This is a genomic window from Bradyrhizobium sp. UFLA01-814, assembly GCF_046718885.1.
Classification (GTDB): Bacteria; Pseudomonadota; Alphaproteobacteria; order Rhizobiales; family Xanthobacteraceae; genus Bradyrhizobium; species Bradyrhizobium elkanii.
In genome coordinates this window covers 16,034-36,902 of record NZ_JAQOSR010000051.1, presented here as the reverse complement: position 1 = coordinate 36,902, position 20,869 = coordinate 16,034, and the positions used below count along the sequence as shown (strand labels likewise).

Below are 20,869 nucleotides of genomic sequence, written 5' to 3'. Positions count from 1 at the left end.
AACCATGAAAATCCGGAAGGAGCACAAGCGGCTTCTGGTCGCGGAAATCGCTGCAGCGATTCTCCAGGGTGACTATCGTCCCGGCGAATGGTTGCGGCAGATCGACCTCGAGGAAACGTTTGAGGCCAAGCGCTTTGATGTGCGCAGCGCGCTGGCTGAACTCGCCGCGCGCGGCATGGTGACCCACGTCGCCAATCGTGGATACCGGGTCATAGAACCGGACCTGACGGTCGTCCGCGAGATCCTGGCGATCCGCATCCTGCTGGAGGTCGAGGCGGCGGCGCAGGCCCTGCCACATATCGGGACCAGCGAGCTCGAAAGGATCAAGGCCGCCCAGAAGGCATTCGAAGACGCTGTGGCACACGGCAGCAGAGCGGACCAGGCCAACACCAATGCCGCGTTTCATGACGAGATTTATCGCCATGCGCCGAACCACTCGCTGTCGCAACTGGTCATCGAGATTCGCAATCGCGCCAGACCCGGCCCGATCGCCCTATGGCCCTCTTATGCCGATCTCCAGAGAAGCGCCGCGCACCATGTCGACATCGTCGCTGCGATCGAAGCACGCGATGTCAATGCATTCGTCGCCGCCGTCCGCCGCCATATCGAAGAGTCAGGGGCCAACTATCCGACCCGCAAACGCGAATAAATCGCGATGGGATTAGGTTGAATCGTCATCGCGCTTTCGGTTCTTGCTGAAGCATGATCTTTTCGGAAAACCGCTTCGCACTTTTCCGGATCATGCTCTAACCATCCTGAACCCCAGGCCATCGACGACCTGCGCCGTTCTACCGATAAAAGTCAGTCGCTCGTGAATAGGCCCGCGGCCCCGCCGGCTCGCAATATGAGGCAAAGCAAGCGCCCCCACCACATGTTGAGCTGCTGGGCCGCCAGCCGCACCACGCCCGGCTCTAGGTATCTGAGCTGAGACGCTTCAAGACGGCGAGGCATTCGGCTTTCATGTTTTCCATGATGTCACGAATCGATCGTTCATCCTTGATCCTGCCGACGATCTGTCCAGCCATATAGCCCATATAGTCTGCAGCATTGGCGAGTTCGAGCCGCTTCAGCGCTGGGGCAACCAGCAGTTTCTGGGCCGCGAGCGGCAGGGGCTCCGGTGCTCCCGGCGCATCCCACGCGTCCGTCCACTTGCTGCGAAGTCCACGCAGTGGCTTGCCGGTGTCGTACTTCCTCTGGATGGCGTCCTGCGAACGCGCAGCGATGAATCGCTTGCGCATGTCAGCGGACAGCTCGCTCTCCGAGGACCCAAGCCAAATCGTGCCGCACCATACGCCCTCAGCGCCAAGCGCAAGGGCGGCTGCAATGTGACGCCCGCTTCCGACGCCGCCAGCAGCGAGAACCGGAGTCGGAGAGACGGCCTCGACCACCTCGGGCCACAGAACCATGGACGAGATCGTCCCCGTATGCCCCCCGGCTTCGCTACCCTGCGCAACGATCAGGTCAACGCCCGCGTGAACGTGCTTGAGCGCATGCTCGGCACTGCCTGCCATGGCGCCGACCTTGATGCCATGGCCGTGCAGCTTGTCGACGACATAGGCGGGAGGGGCTCCCATTGCGCTGAGCACGAAGCGCGCCTGCGGATGCTTGACCACAACTTCCAGGACTTCGAGAACGCCTTCTTCTGTATGGCCGTGTCCGGGAGGCTTTTCACGCAGCATCTGGGCTTCGACCTCGGGAGGCAATGCAGGGATTCCTGCATCGTCCAGTAGCTTTTCGACAAAGTCGATGTGCCGCTTCGGGAGGGCCTTGAGACGCTCGGATAGCGGCACGACCTCCCCGACCTTGTTCGCAAACAGGACATCGATGCAGTATGGACGTCCCCCAGTCTTCGCGTCCATGTCAGCGAGAATCCGCTCGAGCTCGTCCGGTTGATAATAGCTCGCCGCCAGGGCGCCCATGCCGCCGGCATTTGTCACCGCGATGGCGACCTCCGGCTTGTGGGTGAAGCCGAATATCGGAACCTCGATCCCGAACATTTCAGTGATGCGGTTGCGCATGGGGGTTCCAATCTTCAGTTTGCAGGCGGATTTCAGGTCTGGCCGAACTTCGGCTTGCGCTTCTCCTTGAATGACATCGTCGCCTCCTTGTGGTCGGCTGTTTCGAACGTCACCTGCTCCAGCGCCATCGAAGCTTCGAGCAGCATGTTCACGCGGTCCTTGACGATCTGATTGATCGACAGCTTGGTCCAGCGAATGGCCCAGGTCGGACCGTTAGCGAGCTCGACCGCGATCTCGCGGGCCTTGGCCAACACGTCGATACGTGGAACGACGTGGTTGACCAGTCCAACCCGCTCGGCCTCGCTGCCCTTCAGGAGCGTGCCGCGGATCAGGAATTCCTTGGCCTTGTTGATGCCGACCAGCAGCGGCCAGATCACGGTGCCGCCGTCGCCCGCGACCAGGCCGACACGCGAGACGTGGGTGTCGCCGATCCGCGCGTCTTCCGCCATCACCGTGATGTCGCAGAGCAGCGCGTGGGTGGCCGCGAGACCGATGGCGTCGCCGTTGATCGCCGCGATGATCGGCTTGTCGAGCTCGAGCTGGCGGGTGACGCCGCGCCGGCTGATCATGGGGTCGTGCACCTCGCCCTCTTCGAGCACGTCGCCGCCCGGCCGCTCCGACATCGCCTTCACGTCGCCGCCGACGCTGAAGAAGTCGCCGGAGCCCGTCAGCACCACGGCATTGACGGCATGATCGTCGGCGAGGTCGTCCCAGATCGTCCGCAGCTCGCGGATCAGCTTCTGATTGATCGCGTTGCGCGCCTGCGGGCGGTTCAAGGTCACGGTCGCGACCTTGTCAGCGACATCGACCTTGAGGCATTCATATTTGGCGTATTGGCCCATCTGGTTCTCCGGATTAAATTCTCGTTGGCGCTCAGGCGAAAGCGTCATGGTCTCGATTGTTTCCTGGCACGGCAGCGGCCCGCGTCAATCGTCAAGCAGTCGCAGCGGCGTGCGCCGATCACAAGGCGCGCGCAATCAGCTCCTTCATGACTTCATTGGAGCCACCCCAAATCTTCTGAATGCGACCGTCGCTCCACATCCTGGCGATCGGGTAGTCGAGCATGTAGCCGTAGCCGCCGTGCAGCTGGACGCAGTTGTCGATGGTCGCGCACTGTTGTTCGGTCGCCCACCACTTCGCCATGGCAGCCGTCTCGGCATCCAGCGTTCCAGCGATCAGCCGATCGATACAGCCTTCAACGAAGCTGCGGGTGACGGCCATCGCGGTCTTCGCTTCGGCCAACACCATCCGCGTATTCTGGAAATCGATGAGGCGTTTGCCGAACACCTCGCGCTGCTTCACATATGTCACGGTTTCGGCCAATGCTGCTTCACCCAGGGCCAACGCCTGCATCGCGATGTTGATGCGTTCTTTCGCAAGCTGTTCCATCAGCTGATAGAAGCCGCGGCCTTCAACGCCCCCCAGCAGATTGGCGACGGGAACGCGCGCCTCGTCAAAGAACAGCTCCGCCGTGTCCTGTGCCTTGAGACCTACCTTGTCGAGCCTTCGGCCGCGTTTAAACCCCGGTGTCTGATCGGCTTCGATCACCAGAAGGCTGAAGCCACGGACGCCATTATCCTCGCCGGTGTCGGTCTTGACGGCGAGGCAGATCAGGTCGGCGGTGTGGCCGTGGGTGATGAAGGTCTTTTGCCCGTCGATGACGTACTCATTGCCTTCGCGACGTGCCCGGGTTCGAATGGCCCGCACATCGGAGCCGGCACCCGGCTCGCTCATCGCGAGTGCCGCCACCAGATCTCCTCGGGCCATGCGCGGCAACCAGCGGCGCTTCTGTTCTTCGGTGCCGTACTGCGCGAAGTAAGGCGCGAGAATCACGTTCTGCAACGGGACGCTGAAATCCGGAAACGCGATCCGCGCCAATTCCTCGATGATGACGGCCTCGTGCCGAAAGCTGCCTCCCCCGCCGCCATATTGCTCCGGACTGCTGGCGCAGAGCAGCCCGAGCCGACCTGCCTTTCGCCATAGCTCACGGTCGATGTATCCCCTCGTCCGCCAAAGGTCGGCGTTGGGAACAACTTCTCGCGCCAGGAAGCGGCGAACGGTCGCGCGAAACAGACCGAGTTCACCGGTGTCGGACGATGCGGGCACACTCTCGTCCACGATCATTGACCGATCAGAGGGCAGCCGCCCTGGTCGAGTGGCCGGACTGCCTTGTCCGCCGGGATGACGGCGATTTGCTTGTAGTAATCCCAGGCAGCTTTCGATTCCTTGGGCGACTTGACTTCGAACAGGTACAGATCGCGCATCACGCGGCCATCGGCGCGCAGCTTTGCATTGTGCGACATGAAGTCGTTGATCGGCATGTCCCGCATCCTGGCCATGACCTTGTCGGGGTCCTTCGAGCCGGCGGCCTTGATTGCCTTCAAGTAATGATTCACGACGCTGTAGGCTCCGGCCTGCACCTGCGTCGGCATGGCCCCCATCCGCTGGTAGAACCGCTTGGCAAAGGCCCGCGTCTCGTCGTTCTGATCCCAGTAGAACGCCTCGGCCACGATGATGCCCTGCGCATCCTTGAGGCCGACGCCATGGATCGCGTCGATCGTGGCCATCAGTGCCGCGAACCGCTGGCCTCGTGACTTCACGCCGAACTCCTCACCTTGCTTGAGAACGGTTGCGAGATCTGCGCCAGCTTCGACGAGCCCGATCACTTTCGCCTTGGACGACTGGGCCTGCAGCAAAAATGATGAGAAGTCCGTCGATGCTGTCGGCGTGCGGACCGACCCGATCACCGTTCCCCCCTCCGCCTTGACCGCAGCGGATGCGTCACCTTCAAGGCTGGCACCGAACACCGTATCGTTGGTCAGGAAGAACCAGCTGTTCTCACCGCGGCTGATCAGCCCGCTGGTTGGCCCGTGCCCCAGCGAATAGGTGTCGTAGGTCCACTGCGCCACGTAGGGCGAGCACTTCGCGCCAGTCAGCTCGGAGCTTGCCGCAGCGTTGAAGAGCGCGAGCTTCTTCTTGGTTCGGGTCATGTCCGCGATAGCCAGCGCAAGCCCCGAAAACGGCACGTCGATGATCGCATCGACATTTTCCTCGTCGTACCATTTTCTGGCGATTGCAACGCCAACATCGACCTTCAGCTGGAAATCCGCCGAGACAATCTCGACGGGCTTGCCAAGCACCAATCCGGCATCTTCAGCGGCGAGTTTTGCCGCCTCGACGCTGCCGCGCCCGCCGGCTGCCGAATAGACCGACGACTGATCACCGAGAACGCCGACCTTGACCGGGGTGTCCAGCTCAGCCTGGGCCATCGGCGCGAGACCGGAACCCACAACAAGCAGCGACGCGACCGCGGCTCCCGTCCACCTCCACAACATGCTCACTCCTCCCCGGTCTCGTTTTGATTATGTCGCGGTGGCTATCATGGCATAATTTGTCGGACGTTCAACAAAATTATTGTTGCCTTCCACCGACCCCGCTTTAGGATCGACCGCGACGCCGGAAAGGCGGAGGCTCGCCGACGAAAAGGGCCAGCCCGGAACCGGCATGTGCCCAAAGGGCCGCGCCGAATGAGACGACGGCAATCGCTGCAGCGTACGAACGGACTTGAAGCGTCCATCCGATCGCCGAGCGACAGATGCGGGAGAACGACCACAAGTGGCCGACACGATTTTCGAGGCATTTCGGGCAAGCGTTGCCGCGGCACCGCAGAATGCCTTCATTTGCGTACCCGCGGGAACATCCTATGCGTCCGATGGCCTTGAATGGACCTACGCCGAGGCGATGCAGCACGTCTTGCCTCTCATCGAGTGCTACAGACAGGCAGGATATGGGCCGGGACATCGCGTCGCCCTGCTCGTCGAGAACCGCCCGGACTACTTCCTTCATTTGCTCGCGCTCAACGCGGTCGGCTCGAGCGTGGTGCCCGTCAATCCCGATCATCGCCACGCCGAACTGCTCTACCAGATGCGGCACAGCGGCATCGTGCTCGCTGTCGCCCTGCGCCATCACGTCGACCGGCTCACCGCGGTCGCAGCTGAACTGGAAGATCAGTTCGTCGTGATTGCAACCGACGACATGCCGGACCGGTTGCCCTCGCCGGCCAAACGCGCCGCATCGGCATCACTCGCTCGCGGGACCGAGGCTGGCGTCTTTTATACGTCGGGCACCACGGGCCGCCCGAAGGGCTGCCTGGTCACGAACGACTACTGGCTCTCGGCGGGCGAATGGTTCTTTACGCTATCGAGGAGCGGCGGCCGTTTCTCGATCGAGCCTGGCAAGGACCGGTTGTTCAACCCGATGCCGGTGTTCCACGTCCACGCCGGCGTGGTCGCACTGATGCCGATGCTGCTGTCGCAGGGATGCGTGATCCGCCCGGAGCATTTTTCGGCAAAACGATGGTGGCGCGAGGTCTCGACCAGCGGCGCAACGATCATTCATTACATCGGAGCTGTGCCGCAGGCTCTGATTGCGCTCGACAAATCGGCTGACGAGCAGGCGCACACCGTGAGATTTGGCTTCGGAGCGGGAATGGAGCCGGCGATCCACCGCGAGTTCGAGGAGCGATTTGGAATTCCGCATCTCGAGGTCTGGGGCATGACTGAGGTCGGGCGTTGGACAGCCAACGATCACGAGCCACGCCCGATCGGCGTCCGTGCGATCGGGCGTCCCGTGGCTCCCTTTGAAGCAAAAGTCGTCGATGAGTACGATCGCGAGGTTGCCTCCAACACGGAGGGCGAGCTTGTGGTTCGATTGGGTGGCGAAAATCCGCGGCGGGGCTTTTTCAACGGTTATCTCGACGACGACGCCGCGACGGACGCGGATTGGCGCGGCGGCTGGTGGCACTCGGGCGACATCGTCCGCCAGGACGAAGACGGCATCATCTATTTTGTCGACCGGCGCAAGAACATGATCCGCAGATCCGGCGAGAACATTGCCGCGACCGAAGTGGAAACCGTGCTGTGCAGGCATCCTGCCGTTCGCCAGATCGCGATCCTCGCCGTTCCCGACGAAAAGGCAGGGGAAGAGATCTTCGCCTGCGTCGTACCGGCTGCAGGTCACACGGCCGACCTTCAGCTTGCGCAAGGCATCGTGGACTATTGCCACGAGCAGCTTGCTTACTACAAGGCGCCCGGATGGATGCTGTTTCTGGACCGAATGCCTGTGACTGCGACTGAAAAGATCAACAAGGCCCAGATCTTCGCGCCTGGACTCGATCCTCGAACCCTTGTTGACGTGATCGACCTGCGCGCAACGAAGAAGCGCAAATAGTGCCGCCTGCCTCCAGTTCGACCAACCGCAGGGCTCGCGCTACGGCGTCGTCCGTGGTGACCGAAAGAATGCGTCGAGCAGATCGTGGCATGCTGCCTCCCCCTCTGCGGCCGATACTGTTTTCGGATCGGCTGCCCAGCCGGCCCACAGGCCCTCGGTGAGCTGCGTGAGGGTTAGCGCGAGGCGGTCAGGATTGATCATGACGCCGCGGGCATCCGCTGCCCGCTGCATGAGATGGGCCAGTCCGCGGCGGTAGGGCCGATACAGCTTTCGGTAGATTTCGGCGAGCTCGGGCGACCAGCGCGACGTGCTGGCGAGGGCGACCCAGACGAGGACCCTTTCCGGCGTGAACACCGGCGCGCGAAAGCTTGCGGTGACGATACCGTGCAGGCGTTCGAGCGGATCGGTTCCGGCTGCGTCGGCCGCAGCTCGCGTGGCCCGCTCGAAATCCTTCGCCACCTCGTCCACGGCATGCAGCAGCAACGCATCCTTGCCGGGAAAATAATGCGCAATCAGGCCGCGCGAGAAGCCGGCCGCCTCGCAAATCGTCGCGACAGTCACATCCTTGTAGCCGTGCTCGGCGATCGCCTTCATCACCGCCGCGACGAATTCCTGCCGTTTCGCTCCCTGATCCGAAGATCCCACCGGACGCCCACGCATCCGCCTTTCTGCTTTCTGCAAACAGCATTCTCCTTGTCCCGATCTATCGGTCACACTAAACCATCGAATTTCTTTGAATGTCCATTCAATTTAGGCCCGGTTCAGCCAGACGTGCGAGGATCGCCGCACTCGGCCAGAACGAGCTTCTGAACACTGGGGGACCTGGCACGTCAGGCGGCGAGCGGAGAGACATGCATGCCATCAGCGACGTGCCGTTAGGCCCTGACTACCTGTTCTTGAGCCACACGGCAGCCGCTCCAATTAGAGCGGTCAGCACCCCGCTCCACCAGATCGACCTCGGCCGCGCAGCGCTGATCGAGCTCAGGTACAGCAATGCTCCCAGCACAACACCATAGTGCTTGCGAAACTCCCCGCTTCTGCGTGCTATTTCGACAAGGTCCGAAGACCTGACTTGCTGATCTGCCATCAAGACCACCTCACGTCCCAAGGTTAAAAGTGAGTTGGGTGTTTCGTCGAGTCTTTTTTCGTCTTTTCCGAATAATGTGATCAATGCCTGCCTTGTCGCGGCGCGAGGAATCGAAGCCGCCAGGCCATGACGCGAAGCGGCACGGTCCACGAGAGCCCGTCCGAATCCTGCGGCGCGATACCGGCTTCGGATCCTGGCAAGTTCCACGCGAGAAGGGCTGTCCTCACTGCCCGGAGCTACCCGCCACCTATCCACAGGGCACGCACCGTGATGCCGGACCCGGTCCGATCGGATAGGCTATCGAACTTTCACCAAAATGATCGTTCGCAGCCCAATATGACCGTTCAACCAACTCTCGCCGAGATCGCCGGCATGCTGGAGCAATCACCCGACTACAAGGTGCTGCGCCGGCTGGTTCCCCGCTCCGACTTTACGCCGAGCGACGGGCAACCGACCAAGACCGCTATCCTGCTCGATGTCGAGACCACAGGCCTCGATCCCGCCCGTGACGAGATTATCGAGATCGGGATGGTCAAGTTCACCTATCTATCCGACGGAAGGATTGGCCGGGTCATCGATACTTTCAGCTGCTTCAACCAGCCGTCGATTGCAATTCCAGCCGAGATCACGGCACTGACCGGCATCACCGACGAGATGGTCGAAGGTCATAGCCTGAATGAGGCGCGCATCGCCGAGTTCGCTTCCGATGCGGTCGTGGTCATTGCCCACAACGCGGGTTTCGACCGCAAATTCATGGAGCGATATGCGGCACTCTTCACGCTCAAGGCATGGGCCTGCTCAGTCAGCGAGGTCGAATGGCGTGGCCACGGCTTCGAGGGATCGCGCTTGTCCTACCTCCTGATGAAGGCCGGGCTGTTTCACGAGGCGCACCGGGCGGTCGACGATTGCCTGGCGCTGCTTGAGATCCTCGCCATCACCCTACCCCAGCTCGATCGCACTGTGCTCTCTGTTTTGCTCGAGCGTGCCCGTCGCAAGACGATCAGAATCTGGGCCGAGCAGTCGCCCTTCGAGCTGAAGGACGCGCTTAAACGGCGCGGCTATCGCTGGAGCGACGGCGCCGACGGCCGGCCACGGTCGTGGTACATCGATGTCGACGAATGCAATCGAGATACCGAAATCGAATACCTGCAGAAAACGATCTTTCAGGCAGACGTTGATATCCGGCTCCAAATACTGACTGCGTTCGACCGCTTTTCAGTGAGAAGCTGACTTGCGAATGGATTCCGGCGCGCGAGTTGGGGCCGTCCGTAACTTGGAAAGCGGACGGACCCTGCCGGCCACTTCCAATTGCCCTGCCTCAAACAGAAGCGATAGCCGACCAATGAGGAACGTAAACAGGGCTGACTGGTTTCGCGCTGCAAGGCGGCCATTCGCTTTCATCTGACCCATTTGAGCCAAGGTTGCCTGCTTCGCCCCAGGGTTAGAAAGAGAGTAGAGTCGGGCACTTCAATTCTCTCTACCGGGCCAGTACTTCGCTTTGGTTGCAATCCAGCGCTCCGCGTCGGCTTCCGTATCAAAATCTCCGATGTGAGAATCCGGCCCATTGCCGGTCTTGACCGCAACAAACCAGCGACCGTCTTTTGTCTTCTCCGGCTGAAAATGAGGCGTCTTGGGCGTCATGCCACTCAGTATGCGAGGTTGATGTCCAACATTCCACACGCCGCGACTGCGACGGAGGCTTAGTCCATTTGGGGCATGTCGATAACGTCTAAGGTCCATCAAGGTCGCGGAGAGTGTCGCTGGAAACGAAGCGCCCGTATTCGCACGGATACAACGAGCGTGTTTTGAGGCCCATGATCGAACCCTCGGCGGATAGCGCCTGGGACATTCGCTATGCCAACACTGTCCAAGCAAGAGATGGAAGCGCTAGCATGCAAATGTGACGTTTGTGGTCGTCATATGGCCCTGTTGGCCGAACCACCCTCCGTTGGTATGTACGAAGCGGTCCACGTGTTTCGTTGCTATGGCTGCAATTCAGTGAAGTCGGAGCAAGACGCCCGGCGCTGATTGGGTATCTTTCGGCGCAATATAATCCCTACTGCAGCCCCACCCTCGTCGAGGCGACCAATCGCTTCGCGAGGTTGCGATGGTGATAACCATGCTGCCGGACGTCGTCGCGAATACAGTGGCTGACAGACCGGACGGCACGCTTCTGTTTGCGCCACCTTCCGGCGATTGCCGAAGGGATAGAGCCACCCCGAACAACAACCAGGAGCTCGTTGCTCCTGTTCAAATAAACATCGTACATAACATTCCCCGCTTACTTGCGCTTGCCGTAAAGTCCGATCAGCTCTGCTCGCGAAGCAGCAGATCCTGCCCGGCGCGTTACGCAGGACGGCCTTCCAGGATCCCCTGCAACGCCTGTCGAGCGACGCGCTCAAGAGCCCCAAGCGTCTTTTTCCCCTGCTGGGCGGCCCGCAGTAGCTTTCGCGCGATGAGCTTTCTGGTTTCGTGATCGCCACCGCCGTTCGGGAGCTCACGGCACACTTCATCCAGAACAACATCGAGGTTAGCGGTCGTCCGCTCGTCAAACTGCTTCATGAAAAAGCTCGCAACGAAATGAAAGACAAACACTCCGGGCAAGGGCCAAATAGTCCAATCCTGGGCGATATCGTCGAAGTCCAGTGGCAAGCCTGCTAACAAGAGGCCCACGACGTCCGGCCGGCCAGTTCGGAACTGGGCTTTTCCCCGTTTTCCCCGCCATTCCCGTGCGCGACGGCCTCGGATACTGTCTCCGAATGAGTTCGCCGGACCAAGCGCGGGACAGCGGCGAGGCCCGACCGCGCAAGATCATTCATATCGACATGGACGCGTTCTACGCGTCGGTGGAGCAACGGGACAATCCCGACTTGCGCGGCAAGCCATTAGCTGTGGGCGGCTCCGCAGAACGTGGCGTCGTGGCCGCAGCGAGCTATGAGGCCCGCAAGTTCGGGGTTCGCTCAGCGATGCCGTCGGTCACCGCAAAGCGTCAGTGTCCGGAGCTGATTTTCGTGAAGCCGCGTTTCGAAGTCTACAAGGCCGTCAGCCGGCAGATCCGGGACATCTTCGCCGAGCACACGGAAATCATCGAGCCGCTGTCGCTGGACGAGGCATATCTCGACGTCACCGAAAATCTTCAGAACATCCCGCTCGCAACCAAAATCGCCACGGCGATCAGGGCCAAGATCCTCGCAGAAACGGGCCTCACGGCCTCCGCGGGGATCTCCTACAACAAGTTCCTCGCGAAGCTCGCGTCCGACCATCGCAAGCCCAACGGTCAGTTCGTTATCACCCCGAGGATGGGGCCCGCTTTCGTGGAAAGTCTCCCGGTCGGCAGATTCCACGGCATCGGCCCGGCGACGACGGCCAAATTCAATGGCCTCGGCATCTTCACTGGGCTCGATATTCGCAATCAGACGCTCGAATTCATGAACGCAAACTTCGGCAAATCGGGCGCCTACTACTACTGGATCTCGCGCGGGGTCGACCAGCGTCCGGTTCGGGCGAACCGGATCCGGAAGTCCATCGGCGCAGAAAATACATTCTCGAACGATCTGACAGCGTTCGATGCTCTGGCGGCAGAGCTCCAGCCGCTCATCGAAAAGGTCTGGCGGCATTGCGAAAGCACCGGCAGCCGGGGGCGCACGGTGACGTTAAAGATCAAGTTCTTCGATTTCGAGATCATCACGCGCAGCAGATCTGTGCCGACTCAGGTGTCGAACCGCGCTGACCTCGAGCGTGTGGCTGTCGACCTGTTACGGCACGAGATGCCCTTGCCGAAATCCGTACGCTTGCTGGGCGTGTCGCTGTCCGCGCTCCATGACGAAGACCGAGCGGAACCTCAACTCGATCTCCCGATTTAGCACTCTCGATAGATGCAACCTCCAACGTCAAATCGCGCCTGCCGCACAAGCCGGCGCTGGATGCCCGACAGAGCGAAAACCGCCCTTCGGACAAAATATCAAGGACAGCATTCACACAGAACTCTCCGGCCGCTCAGTCCATCGAACGACCGCCGCTTCCCACTGAACCATCTTAAGTGCTTTCCATTCCCTTCTCGCTGGACAGCGGGCAGAATTGGTCCAATTCTGCTGGGACAAGGAGACGGCATCATCGGCAACTCAGATCGCTAGTGGACATGAAATCGCAAAAGCTCGCTGCCCTTTTCTTTCTGACGGTTTTCAGCGCCCTGCCGGCAGCGTCTGCCCTCACCTTTGAAAATATCAAGGCAAGGCTTGAAGCAGCTGGCTATTCGCAAATCCGCGAAGTGCCATCTGGCAAGATCAAGACGTTCAAGGCCACGCGGAATGGGAAGGAACGGTCCATTCTCGTCGACAGCACCGGTCATATCCAGGAATTGCAATAAAGTTCCTGAGGCTCGAACCGCAATGGGGATCACACGCGCAGACGCAACGAAATCTCGGTGCTCGTGAACGTCCTCTCGGGTGTCAGCACCACCATATCTACGACGGTCATCGAGCTCGGATGGCTGTACACATATTTGACGTGCCAAAGCGGCCCGACGTCGGGTGAGATAACAAAATCCCCGGATTCGAGCGCTCGGGCAATCGCCCTGACTGCCACGTTGTTTTTTATCGGAAGCGCAAACACGGCGTCGACGAGCGCCGCAAGGCTCACTCCATCAACGAGGAAGACGCGAGCAACGTTGTCCCCGTGCGCCTCCCGGAGGGCCGACACGATCGCGGCGACGGCTTCGGGATCCTTCACTCTGTATGCCTTGTTGAGCCATCAGACGTTCAAAGCTACCCGAACTTAACCGGTGACCTGGCCGTCCTATAAGCCAGGATTCTCCCTGCTAGTACCGCAAAGCGAATCCGCTTCCCAGTCTGGCGCACAGTGTTACGGCTCAATTCCGAAACAAGCCCTTGTCGACTGCGGGAGTAGTAAACATGTATTGTTCAGATGGCTTGTTTTCCCTTCGGTAGCAAACATGGACCTGACGGAAATCCAGGACTACGCAATACAGGCAAGAATGGCGCTCATCGTAGGCGCGGGAACGTTTGACCGCGTGTTCGCGGGCATCCGCTTTGCTGAGGTCGACGGACCGCTGCTGTATGTCTACGCAAAAGACGAGTCGACAGCAGCGGAGATCGAAGACAGCTTCGCCCCGCACATTGCACTCGTTGCATCGCAAACCCTCGGCCGCGAAATTGACGTCGTTGTGGTACTGCCGAAGGTCCTTCAGTGATGATGCCTCGCCAGGAAGCCCGTTAGACAGGCGTCCGATCGGTACCGCGGGCCGCCAAGCTGTCTCGACTTCAGTTGTTGCCGTATAATGAAATCAGCCCGGGCCTGATCTGACGCGAGGGATCGAAGCCGCAAGGCCGTGACGCGATGCGGCACGGTTCACGAGGGGCCCGGCCGCGACTTGCGGCGCGCAGGACCGCTCTGGATCGCCCAGTCCCAAGCCGTCCGCTCCGATGCTTCAGGGTGCAACGCTGGTGTCCCCGGTCGGTTCGACACTGGCTGCGTGAGCGACCGCCGCCACGAACACTGCACGATTGACAAAAGAACAAAACAGGAACATTCTGGAGCGCCAACTGGAAGTCAAACATGCCGGCCGATGCGAATGCAACTCAGGGGATCGATCCGCTGGATGCCGCTGCAGATCAGGTGATCACGGCCTGCGACGGAGACGTCCGCGCCGCGGTGCGTGCGCTGATCGTCGCCAATGGACTCCTGGAGGCAGAATTGAATGAGGCATATGCGGCGAGTTCGAAGGGCTACGCTCGCAGCCCAACTCGTAGGGCCAAGCACGATTGAGCGCGGCTCGCTGTGCTACTTTAGCGCCCCCGTCTGCTTGGTCCAGGCGGCTTCATCGACCGCATTGCAGCGGCGGCTCGGAGGGCGATGACAGTGCCAGCCAACGCAGGGAGATTGCGATAGCGAATCCGACGCGTAGCGCGGCTGTCGCAACACACCACGGATCATTTGATGGCCGGAACACCGTATTGGTCCGGATTTCTGAAGAGATAGGATAGCCGTAATATAATCCATGCCATTGTTACCGTACCCTGCAGAGCATTTTTTATCTTTGAGTTTTTAGAGGCCTATTGCAGCCGGCCGAAAAGGACCGCCATCGTTTCGGCCTTGCTGGGTAAGAACGTCCCTTCCTGGTTACGCGTCTGGTGATCGCTCTAATAAGCGCTTCTTCGGTCTTGAAACGCACTATCCCGCGACGCTCGCGCGTACTTTCTGAGAATCTTATGGTGTATTTTGTCCTGCCATCAGTTGGCAACAACACATAGTCAAGTGGGGACGTGTTGGATTGCGATAGCCTGATGGCGGCAATCCAGCCCGCAGGAAGGTGCACTTCTCGCTCAATCGACCAGCGTTCCGAATACTGTTCCTTGGGCCTTGGTATCCAGCGCGCTGTTCGAGCGGAGATGGTCTCGGAGCCCACGACACGCAGACAGTTGGTCCAGCCGCCCGGAACGGTGCGACATCCTGCCTTGGCTATCGCATAAGCAATTTTTGATGTGAGCTTGCTTCTCGCCTCTGCCCATAAGGCACGGGTGTCCAAATATCCGTAATTGCGCTTCGGGGTGTAACCAATCAAACGATAGAGATTTCTCACTGTGCCGAAGTGCGCGCGGACGGTGGCAATACAGGGCAGGCCGACGGTCCTGTCGATCAACTTAGGGCTCAATCGACCTTCCTTGTGCAAGACCTTCCGAAACCTTTTCAGCATCTCTTCTTCAGTGAGATCAACGCGTCGTTCTTCGATGATCTTTCCAACTTTCCGGAAGGTGTCGTGGTCGATGATCGGCTCAATACAGCCGTCCGCCCTAATCCACTCCTCCGGTGGATTTTTCTTGAGACCGCGCCGCAGTTTATTGGATCTTTGGTTAAAGATGAGATTGCCAATGTAGCGCTCGTTCTTCAGAATCCTCGTAACTGATGAACAGGCCCAACGACCGCCCTTGCCTGCCGGGATATTTTTGTTGTTCAGCTCCCATGCGATCAACGACTCGGATTTGACTTCCAGGAACCGTTGAAACATCCACCTCACAATGGCGACTTCCTCAGGTGGTCCTGGTCGGACCCGGATGTGGTCCGTAGTGAGATACTTTAGATCACCCTTCTTGAGCAGGCCTTTCGATCGCCGCTCCTGGTCAACCAGCTCGCGCGCCAGCCCATAACTTGGGAGGCCCCCAGGCATGTATCCAAGTCGCGCAAAGCGACACTGTCCGGCGAAAATCTTTGCTGAGAGTTCGCGACTATACTCAGCCGCCATCACCCTCTTGATGTTCTTTACGATGCTGGAGAGCATGCTACCGTCGTTGTCGAACTGCTCGGCGCAGTATGCGACTTTGATGCCGGCCTGCTTGCAAATGAACTCGTAGTGCGCGCTTTCGTCGGTATCCTGAAATCGCCCCCACCGACTCACGTCGTAGACTAAGATGTGACCGAAATCGGCTTTCCCAGACTGCACGTCTTCTATGAGCCTGATCAGACCGGACCTGTTTTTTAGTTGGAGACCGCTCTCCCCTTCATCACGATAGGTTTCGACAATCGTCAGGTTGTGGGCGTGCGCGAATGTGGCGATCACGGCAGCCTGGTTCTGGATCGAGTATTGCTGCCGTTCGGTAGACATTCGAACGTATTGCGCCGCGCGCAGCGCTCTGTGACGCTCCGCCAAACTCGTGCCCTTGCGTACGACAAGCGAGTTGGCCATGCCCCGGGATCCGGATGGTCCGAATAGGTATAGCGCCGAATGTCTGGGCGAGAAAGCGATCAGGCCGCACAACCGGTCGTGACACGTTCCCCCGTAGGGGCTCGTATCGGAGGTTGTGCCGGATGTCACTAACGCCTGCAGCACGATCAATCTGACAACCGCTGCCGCCTACTCAGCTTCCACCCAACGGTTCGATGCCGTCAGGCGCCATCGCGGGTATCACCTGTCGGATATTGCCATACTCTGCGGAATCTGCTTCCACAGCGATCAATGGTTGCACCAAGCCGGCAGCCAAATATGTCGAGACGGAGCTTGCGACAAGCATGAGAACGGTGCGGTCATCCTTGCGTTCCGGTGACCGGTCCGGACAAAGGTCAGCGGTGCGCCGTCCCAAAACCTCGATGGCGAACCGCGGGCGCAAGGCCGAGCCCGACAACGGCTCCGCAGCCGCCACATCCAAGTCCGAGCGGTCGCGGGACCTCATCCTGCATTCCGCGGCCCAGCTGTTCCGCCGCCAGGGATTTTCGGCGACGACCCTCCGCCAGATCGCAGCAAGGGCCAAGATCAAGGCCGGCAGCATCTACTACCATTTCGATTCCAAGGAGGAGATTCTCGACGAAGTGCTGGACCGCGGCCTCCGCCACGTGTTCGAGACCGTGAAGAACTCGGTCGAACGTGCCGGAATGGTATCGCACCGGCGCAAGATTGGTCTTGCGATCGAGGCCCATCTCGTCGCGCTGCTCGAGACGAGCGACTTCACTTCAGCCAACATCCGAATCTACGGACAATTGCCAGAGCAACTGAAGAAGCCGCACCGGCCGCTGCGGCGCGCATACGCAGAATATTGGGACCAGCTCTTCATCGATGCCCGACGCGCCGGCGAGATCCGCGCCGACATGGAGGTGGTGCCATTGCGTATGTTCGTGATCGGCGCCCTCAACTGGACAATCGAATGGTTCAGGCTGGAAAACCGGGATGCCGTGCTCGAATTGGCCCGTCGCACGGAGACGCTGATCTTCGAAGGCGTCAACAAGCCCTGATCCAGATCTATCTGCCCTGCCAGACCGGCTTGCGCTTCTCTGCGAAAGCCTTCGGCCCTTCCATCGCATCGAGACTGGCATAGACCTCGGCGTGCAATTGCTCGGCCTCGATGAGGCCCTGCGCAAGCCCCAGGTCCATCGCGGCAAGCACGCTCGCTTTGGCCGCCTTGACCGACAACGGCGCGCCCTCGACGATCTTTCGCGCAAGTCCAAGCGCACGTTCGCGTACGGCTTTCGGCGTGTCCTCAAGCGAGCTCAAGAACCCCTGTTCAGCGAGCCGCTCGATCGCGATCATCTCGCCGGTCAGAACCATCTCCATCAGCAGCGATTGCGGCACCATCCAAAGCATCGGCACCGCCCACGGGGACCCGCGCCCCATCTTCACCTCGGTTATCCCCGCGCGGGTGCCGCGTAACCCGATCCTCAAGTCACACTTCAGCGCAAGCATCATCCCGCCGGCCATCAAAGATCCCGTCATGGCAGCAATGATGGGCTTGGAGACCTTCTGCATCGCGTGCTGCATGGGGTCACGCATCAGCGTCAGAATATCCACACCGTCCCTCGCCCGGATTTCCGCGGCCTGCTTCAGATCCAGCCCTGCGCAGAATACTCCGCAATCCGCCGAGGTGAGGATGATCGCGCGGACGGAGGCGTCGGCTTCGACCCTGCTCCAGGCGTCGGTCAGGCCGTTCATCGCCTCAACGGACAGCGCGTTCTTGCGTTCGGGACGGTCGATGGTGACGGTCGCGATGCCGTCTTCGACAAAATAGCGGACTTGCTCATTTTCAGCCACGACATCTTCTTCCTTGAATTCTAACATTTGTTAGAATACATCGCCGCACGCCAGATGCAAGAACGTGGCGCAGCTCTTGAGGCAGGAGGAAGCAAGATGGCGTATCTCTGGACGCCCCCAGCGGAACTGGTGGAGAACAGCAACCTGAGCGCGTTCCTTCGTGCGACGGGGCAGCCGAACTACGACACGCTGGCGGCCAAGGCCGACACCGATCGAGCCTGGCTCGCGCAGGAAGTGTTCGGGTTCTGTGACGTTCGCTTCTATCGCAAGCCCGAGAAGATCCTTGACCTTGCACGGGGCGAACCGTGGGCGCGCTGGTGCGTTGGCGGGACCACGAACATCGTCCTCAATTGCATCGACAAGCACCGCGGAACGGAAGTCTGGGACAAGACATTCCTGGTCTGGGAAGGCGAAGACAGGCGCGAGCAGCGACGGCTGAGCTACGCCGAGTTCGCATCCGCTGTCGGGCGGCAAGCCTTGGGCTTGCGCCAGCTTGGTATCGGCAAGGGCGACGTCGTCGCGATCTACATGCCCAACCTGCCCGAAACTTTCGTGGCCTTCTTTGCAATCCTGAAGATCGGGGCAATCGTGATGCCATTGTTCTCCGGCTTCGGTCCCGACCCGATCCGGGCGCGGCTCAACCACGGTGAAGCCAAGGCCGTCATTACCGCAAACGGCACCTGGCGCCGGGGCACTCCTGCTCCGCTGAAATCGGTTCTCGACGAGGCACTGAAGACCGCCCCAACCGTCCAGCATGTGATCGTGGTCGACCGCGGCGGGCTTGGCATCGACACCCCCATGCGCAAGGGTCGAGATCACTGGTGGGATGAGTTCACCCAGGAGGCGGCAAACGTTCCTACCGTCGAGATGAACGCGGAAGATCCCGCCATCCTTCTCTACACCTCGGGAACGACCGGCGAACCAAAGGGCTGCGTATGGACGCACATCAGCTTTATTGGCTCGATGGTGACACGGGATATGATCATCTGCGGCGACTTCAAGTCAACGGACCTGTTTTTCTTCTTCAGTGACATGGGATGGATGGTGGGCGCGATGTGCGCCTGCATTCCAAGCTTCGCTGGCGGCAGGCTCCTCGTGGCCGAGGGGACCCCCGACTATCCCGATACGGGACGCTTCTGGCGTCTGATCGCAGATCACAAGGTCACCTATCTCGGTGTTTCACCGACCATCGTGCGCGGCATGATGCGCCATGGCGAGGAGGTCGAGCGGTACGACCTCTCCAGCCTGCGGATCACTGCTTCGGGCGGCGAGGCATGGACGGAGACGCCGTGGCGATGGTTCTTCGAACACGTCTGCAAGTCGAGGATTCCGATCATCAACATTTCCGGCGGCACGGAAGTCGGCGGCTGCATCTTCACCGGCACCCCAAACCATCCGATGAACCCGGGTTCGTTCTCCCGGCCGGCCCTCGGAGTCGGCGCAGACATCGTCGACATGGCGGGTAACCCTGTCCCGGACGGCGAGGTCGGCGAGTTGGTGCTGCGTCATGCATCGATCGGGCTCACCAAGAGCCTGTGGAAGGGCGACCAGCGCTATCTCGAGAGTTATTGGAAGACGATCCCGGGAATCTGGGTGCATGGCGACTTTGCCATGCGAGGCACGGACGGTCTCTATTACATTCTCGGTCGTTCGGACGACACTCTCAAGATCTCGGGGAAGCGCGTCGGCCCGGCGGAGCTCGAGGGCGTGCTCACCGCAACCGGCAAGGTCGCGGAAGCTGCAGTCTTCAGCGTCCCCCATCCGGTCAAAGGCTCGACGATCGTTTGCGCGTGCGTGCCGAGTGCTGCGACAAGAGATTCCAGCACGCTATCGGAAGATCTGTCCCAGGCCCTGGTGCACGGAATGGGCACTTCTTACCGCCCCGAAAGGGTGTTGCTGGTCGATGACCTGCCGAAGACGCGCAATATGAAGATCATGCGACGGGTGCTCCGGGCAATCTTCGAAGACAAGGATCCCGGCGATCTGTCGGCGCTCGCCAACCCGGAGGCCATTGAGCACATCCGCGAGAAACTCAAGGGGTAACAGTCGGCCGGATTGGCAAGGACCGGGCGACGTCGCATAGTGTGAAGCAAGGCGTCAAGGCAACCACAGGTCAGTTGCCTTGACGAGGGACAGGCGATCCTAGATCGGGCAATCCCTGGGGAACGCTGGCTTGCGCTTCTCAAGGTGCGAGGCCAGCCCTTCGCGGGCCTCATTGCCGGCAAAGCCGAGAATTTCGAGGGCGGTCGACGTGTCGAACAGCGGCCCGTTGACGCGAAGCCAGTTGTTCAACGCATATTTTGTCCAGCGGATCGCACTCTGTGCACCGGTGGCGAGATCCTGCGCCGTTTCCAATGCGAAGCTTTGCAGCTCCGCATCTTCGACACACAGCGAAACCAGGCCGATCCGCTCGGCTTCCTCACCCGACAGCGGCTTGCATGTGAGCAGATAGTACTTTGCCTTCGCCAGTCCGCAAAGCAGCGGCCAGATGATGCAGGCGACGTCGCCGGCGGCGACACCGAGCCGGGTGTGCCCGTCCACGATCCGCGCCGATTTGCCACAGATCGACACGTCGGCAAGGATCCCGACGACAAGGCCGGCTCCCACGGCGACACCGTTGATCGCCGAGATGATGGGCTTGTTGCAGTTGATGACGTTGTAGACGAGATCCTTGGCCTCTTTCCAAGTCGCCATCCGCGCGGCCGGATTGTCGAGCAGCGACTTGATCAGCTCGAAATCGCCGCCAGCCGAGAATGCCTTGCCCGCCCCCGTGACAATCACGGCGTTGATGTCGGGGTCGCTGTCGATGTCTCTCCAGATGTGAGTGAGCTGTGTATGAGTCTCGGCATCGACGGAATTGTAGGTCTCCGGTCGATCGAAGGTGATCCGAAGGATCCGTTCAGCCGGGTAGTCCAGCTTCAACTTCGTGTAGGCCGCGTATCGATTGGACATATTGATCTTCCCGCTTTTGGCGCCTAAGAAGCGCTACCAATTAATTCTAAC

General features: G+C 60.3%; 20 protein-coding genes. 9 read left to right on the top strand and 11 right to left on the bottom strand.

Features of this window, described 5'->3' with window-relative positions:
• Window positions 1–4: 4 nt before the first annotated feature.
• A complete protein-coding gene (locus PMN64_RS17655) occupies window positions 5–649 on the top strand; it encodes a GntR family transcriptional regulator (RefSeq protein WP_411781533.1) in 645 nt (214 codons plus the stop codon).
• 262 nt (window positions 650–911) lie between these two features.
• Here PMN64_RS17655 and PMN64_RS17650 read toward each other — a convergent pair whose 3' ends face one another.
• From PMN64_RS17650 to PMN64_RS17635, 4 genes are all read right to left on the bottom strand, one after another.
• The gene (locus PMN64_RS17650) at window positions 912–2,018 is read right to left on the bottom strand and encodes an NAD(P)H-dependent flavin oxidoreductase (RefSeq protein ID WP_411781532.1); all 1,107 of its coding nucleotides are present in this window, start codon (window positions 2,016–2,018) and stop codon (window positions 912–914) included.
• Between the two features lie 32 nt (window positions 2,019–2,050).
• On the bottom strand, window positions 2,051–2,860 hold the full coding sequence (locus PMN64_RS17645; RefSeq protein WP_411781531.1) for an enoyl-CoA hydratase/isomerase family protein: 810 nt from the start codon (window positions 2,858–2,860) through the stop codon (window positions 2,051–2,053).
• A gap of 118 nt (window positions 2,861–2,978) precedes the next feature.
• Window positions 2,979–4,142, bottom strand: a complete 1,164-nt coding sequence (locus PMN64_RS17640) for an acyl-CoA dehydrogenase family protein (protein WP_411781530.1) — start codon at window positions 4,140–4,142, stop codon at window positions 2,979–2,981.
• Window positions 4,139–5,287 carry an ABC transporter substrate-binding protein gene (locus PMN64_RS17635; RefSeq protein WP_411781529.1) on the bottom strand — a complete coding sequence of 383 codons (1,149 nt, stop codon included), beginning with the start codon at window positions 5,285–5,287 and terminating at the stop codon, window positions 4,139–4,141. Before PMN64_RS17635 ends, PMN64_RS17640 begins: the two co-directional genes overlap by 4 nt.
• 346 nt (window positions 5,288–5,633) lie before the next feature.
• On the opposite strand from PMN64_RS17635, the gene PMN64_RS17630 reads away from it, so the two are divergent.
• Entirely contained in the window at window positions 5,634–7,247 is a 1,614-nt protein-coding gene (locus PMN64_RS17630; protein ID WP_411781528.1) for an AMP-binding protein, read from the top strand.
• A 39-nt stretch (window positions 7,248–7,286) separates the two neighbouring features.
• Here PMN64_RS17630 and PMN64_RS17625 read toward each other — a convergent pair whose 3' ends face one another.
• Entirely contained in the window at window positions 7,287–7,841 is a 555-nt protein-coding gene (locus PMN64_RS17625; RefSeq protein WP_411781527.1) for a TetR family transcriptional regulator C-terminal domain-containing protein, read from the bottom strand.
• Window positions 7,842–8,604: 763 nt separating this feature from the next.
• Between PMN64_RS17625 and PMN64_RS17620 the strand changes: the two genes are divergently transcribed.
• Window positions 8,605–9,564, top strand: a complete 960-nt coding sequence (locus PMN64_RS17620) for a 3'-5' exonuclease (RefSeq protein ID WP_411781526.1) — start codon at window positions 8,605–8,607, stop codon at window positions 9,562–9,564.
• Window positions 9,565–9,801: 237 nt separating this feature from the next.
• Here PMN64_RS17620 and PMN64_RS17615 read toward each other — a convergent pair whose 3' ends face one another.
• Both PMN64_RS17615 and PMN64_RS17610 read right to left on the bottom strand, forming a co-directional pair.
• Window positions 9,802–9,975, bottom strand: coding sequence for a hypothetical protein (locus PMN64_RS17615; RefSeq protein WP_157341544.1), 174 nt, complete (start codon window positions 9,973–9,975; stop codon window positions 9,802–9,804).
• Between the two features lie 705 nt (window positions 9,976–10,680).
• Window positions 10,681–10,896, bottom strand: a complete 216-nt coding sequence (locus tag PMN64_RS17610) for a hypothetical protein (RefSeq protein WP_411781525.1) — start codon at window positions 10,894–10,896, stop codon at window positions 10,681–10,683.
• 197 nt (window positions 10,897–11,093) lie between these two features.
• Between PMN64_RS17610 and dinB the strand changes: the two genes are divergently transcribed.
• Complete coding sequence (dinB, locus tag PMN64_RS17605; protein ID WP_411781524.1) at window positions 11,094–12,197, top strand: DNA polymerase IV; 1,104 nt, start codon at window positions 11,094–11,096, stop codon at window positions 12,195–12,197.
• A 275-nt stretch (window positions 12,198–12,472) separates the two neighbouring features.
• On the top strand, window positions 12,473–12,700 hold the full coding sequence (locus PMN64_RS17600; RefSeq protein WP_411781523.1) for a hypothetical protein: 228 nt from the start codon (window positions 12,473–12,475) through the stop codon (window positions 12,698–12,700).
• Window positions 12,701–12,729: 29 nt separating this feature from the next.
• On the opposite strand, the gene PMN64_RS17595 is transcribed toward PMN64_RS17600, so the two are convergent.
• On the bottom strand, window positions 12,730–13,062 hold the full coding sequence (locus tag PMN64_RS17595; RefSeq protein WP_411781522.1) for a hypothetical protein: 333 nt from the start codon (window positions 13,060–13,062) through the stop codon (window positions 12,730–12,732).
• 223 nt (window positions 13,063–13,285) lie between these two features.
• On the opposite strand from PMN64_RS17595, the gene PMN64_RS17590 reads away from it, so the two are divergent.
• Both PMN64_RS17590 and PMN64_RS17585 read left to right on the top strand, forming a co-directional pair.
• A complete protein-coding gene (locus PMN64_RS17590) occupies window positions 13,286–13,543 on the top strand; it encodes a hypothetical protein (protein ID WP_411781521.1) in 258 nt (85 codons plus the stop codon).
• Between the two features lie 365 nt (window positions 13,544–13,908).
• Complete coding sequence (locus tag PMN64_RS17585; RefSeq protein ID WP_411781520.1) at window positions 13,909–14,118, top strand: hypothetical protein; 210 nt, start codon at window positions 13,909–13,911, stop codon at window positions 14,116–14,118.
• A 265-nt stretch (window positions 14,119–14,383) separates the two neighbouring features.
• On the opposite strand, the gene PMN64_RS17580 is transcribed toward PMN64_RS17585, so the two are convergent.
• A complete protein-coding gene (locus PMN64_RS17580; RefSeq protein ID WP_411781519.1) occupies window positions 14,384–16,033 on the bottom strand; it encodes a recombinase family protein in 1,650 nt (549 codons plus the stop codon).
• 380 nt (window positions 16,034–16,413) lie between these two features.
• On the opposite strand from PMN64_RS17580, the gene PMN64_RS17575 reads away from it, so the two are divergent.
• Window positions 16,414–17,073, top strand: coding sequence for a TetR family transcriptional regulator (locus PMN64_RS17575; protein ID WP_157341552.1), 660 nt, complete (start codon window positions 16,414–16,416; stop codon window positions 17,071–17,073).
• Between the two features lie 7 nt (window positions 17,074–17,080).
• Here the strand turns inward: PMN64_RS17575 and PMN64_RS17570 are convergent, their stop codons facing one another.
• A complete protein-coding gene (locus PMN64_RS17570) occupies window positions 17,081–17,893 on the bottom strand; it encodes an enoyl-CoA hydratase/isomerase family protein (protein WP_411781517.1) in 813 nt (270 codons plus the stop codon).
• Window positions 17,894–17,962: 69 nt separating this feature from the next.
• Between PMN64_RS17570 and PMN64_RS17565 the strand changes: the two genes are divergently transcribed.
• Window positions 17,963–19,909, top strand: coding sequence for an AMP-binding protein (locus PMN64_RS17565; RefSeq protein ID WP_411781516.1), 1,947 nt, complete (start codon window positions 17,963–17,965; stop codon window positions 19,907–19,909).
• Window positions 19,910–20,008: 99 nt separating this feature from the next.
• Here PMN64_RS17565 and PMN64_RS17560 read toward each other — a convergent pair whose 3' ends face one another.
• Window positions 20,009–20,818 (bottom strand): enoyl-CoA hydratase/isomerase family protein, encoded by an 810-nt coding sequence (locus tag PMN64_RS17560; RefSeq protein ID WP_411781515.1) that lies wholly within the window; start codon window positions 20,816–20,818, stop codon window positions 20,009–20,011.
• Window positions 20,819–20,869 lie beyond the last annotated feature (51 nt).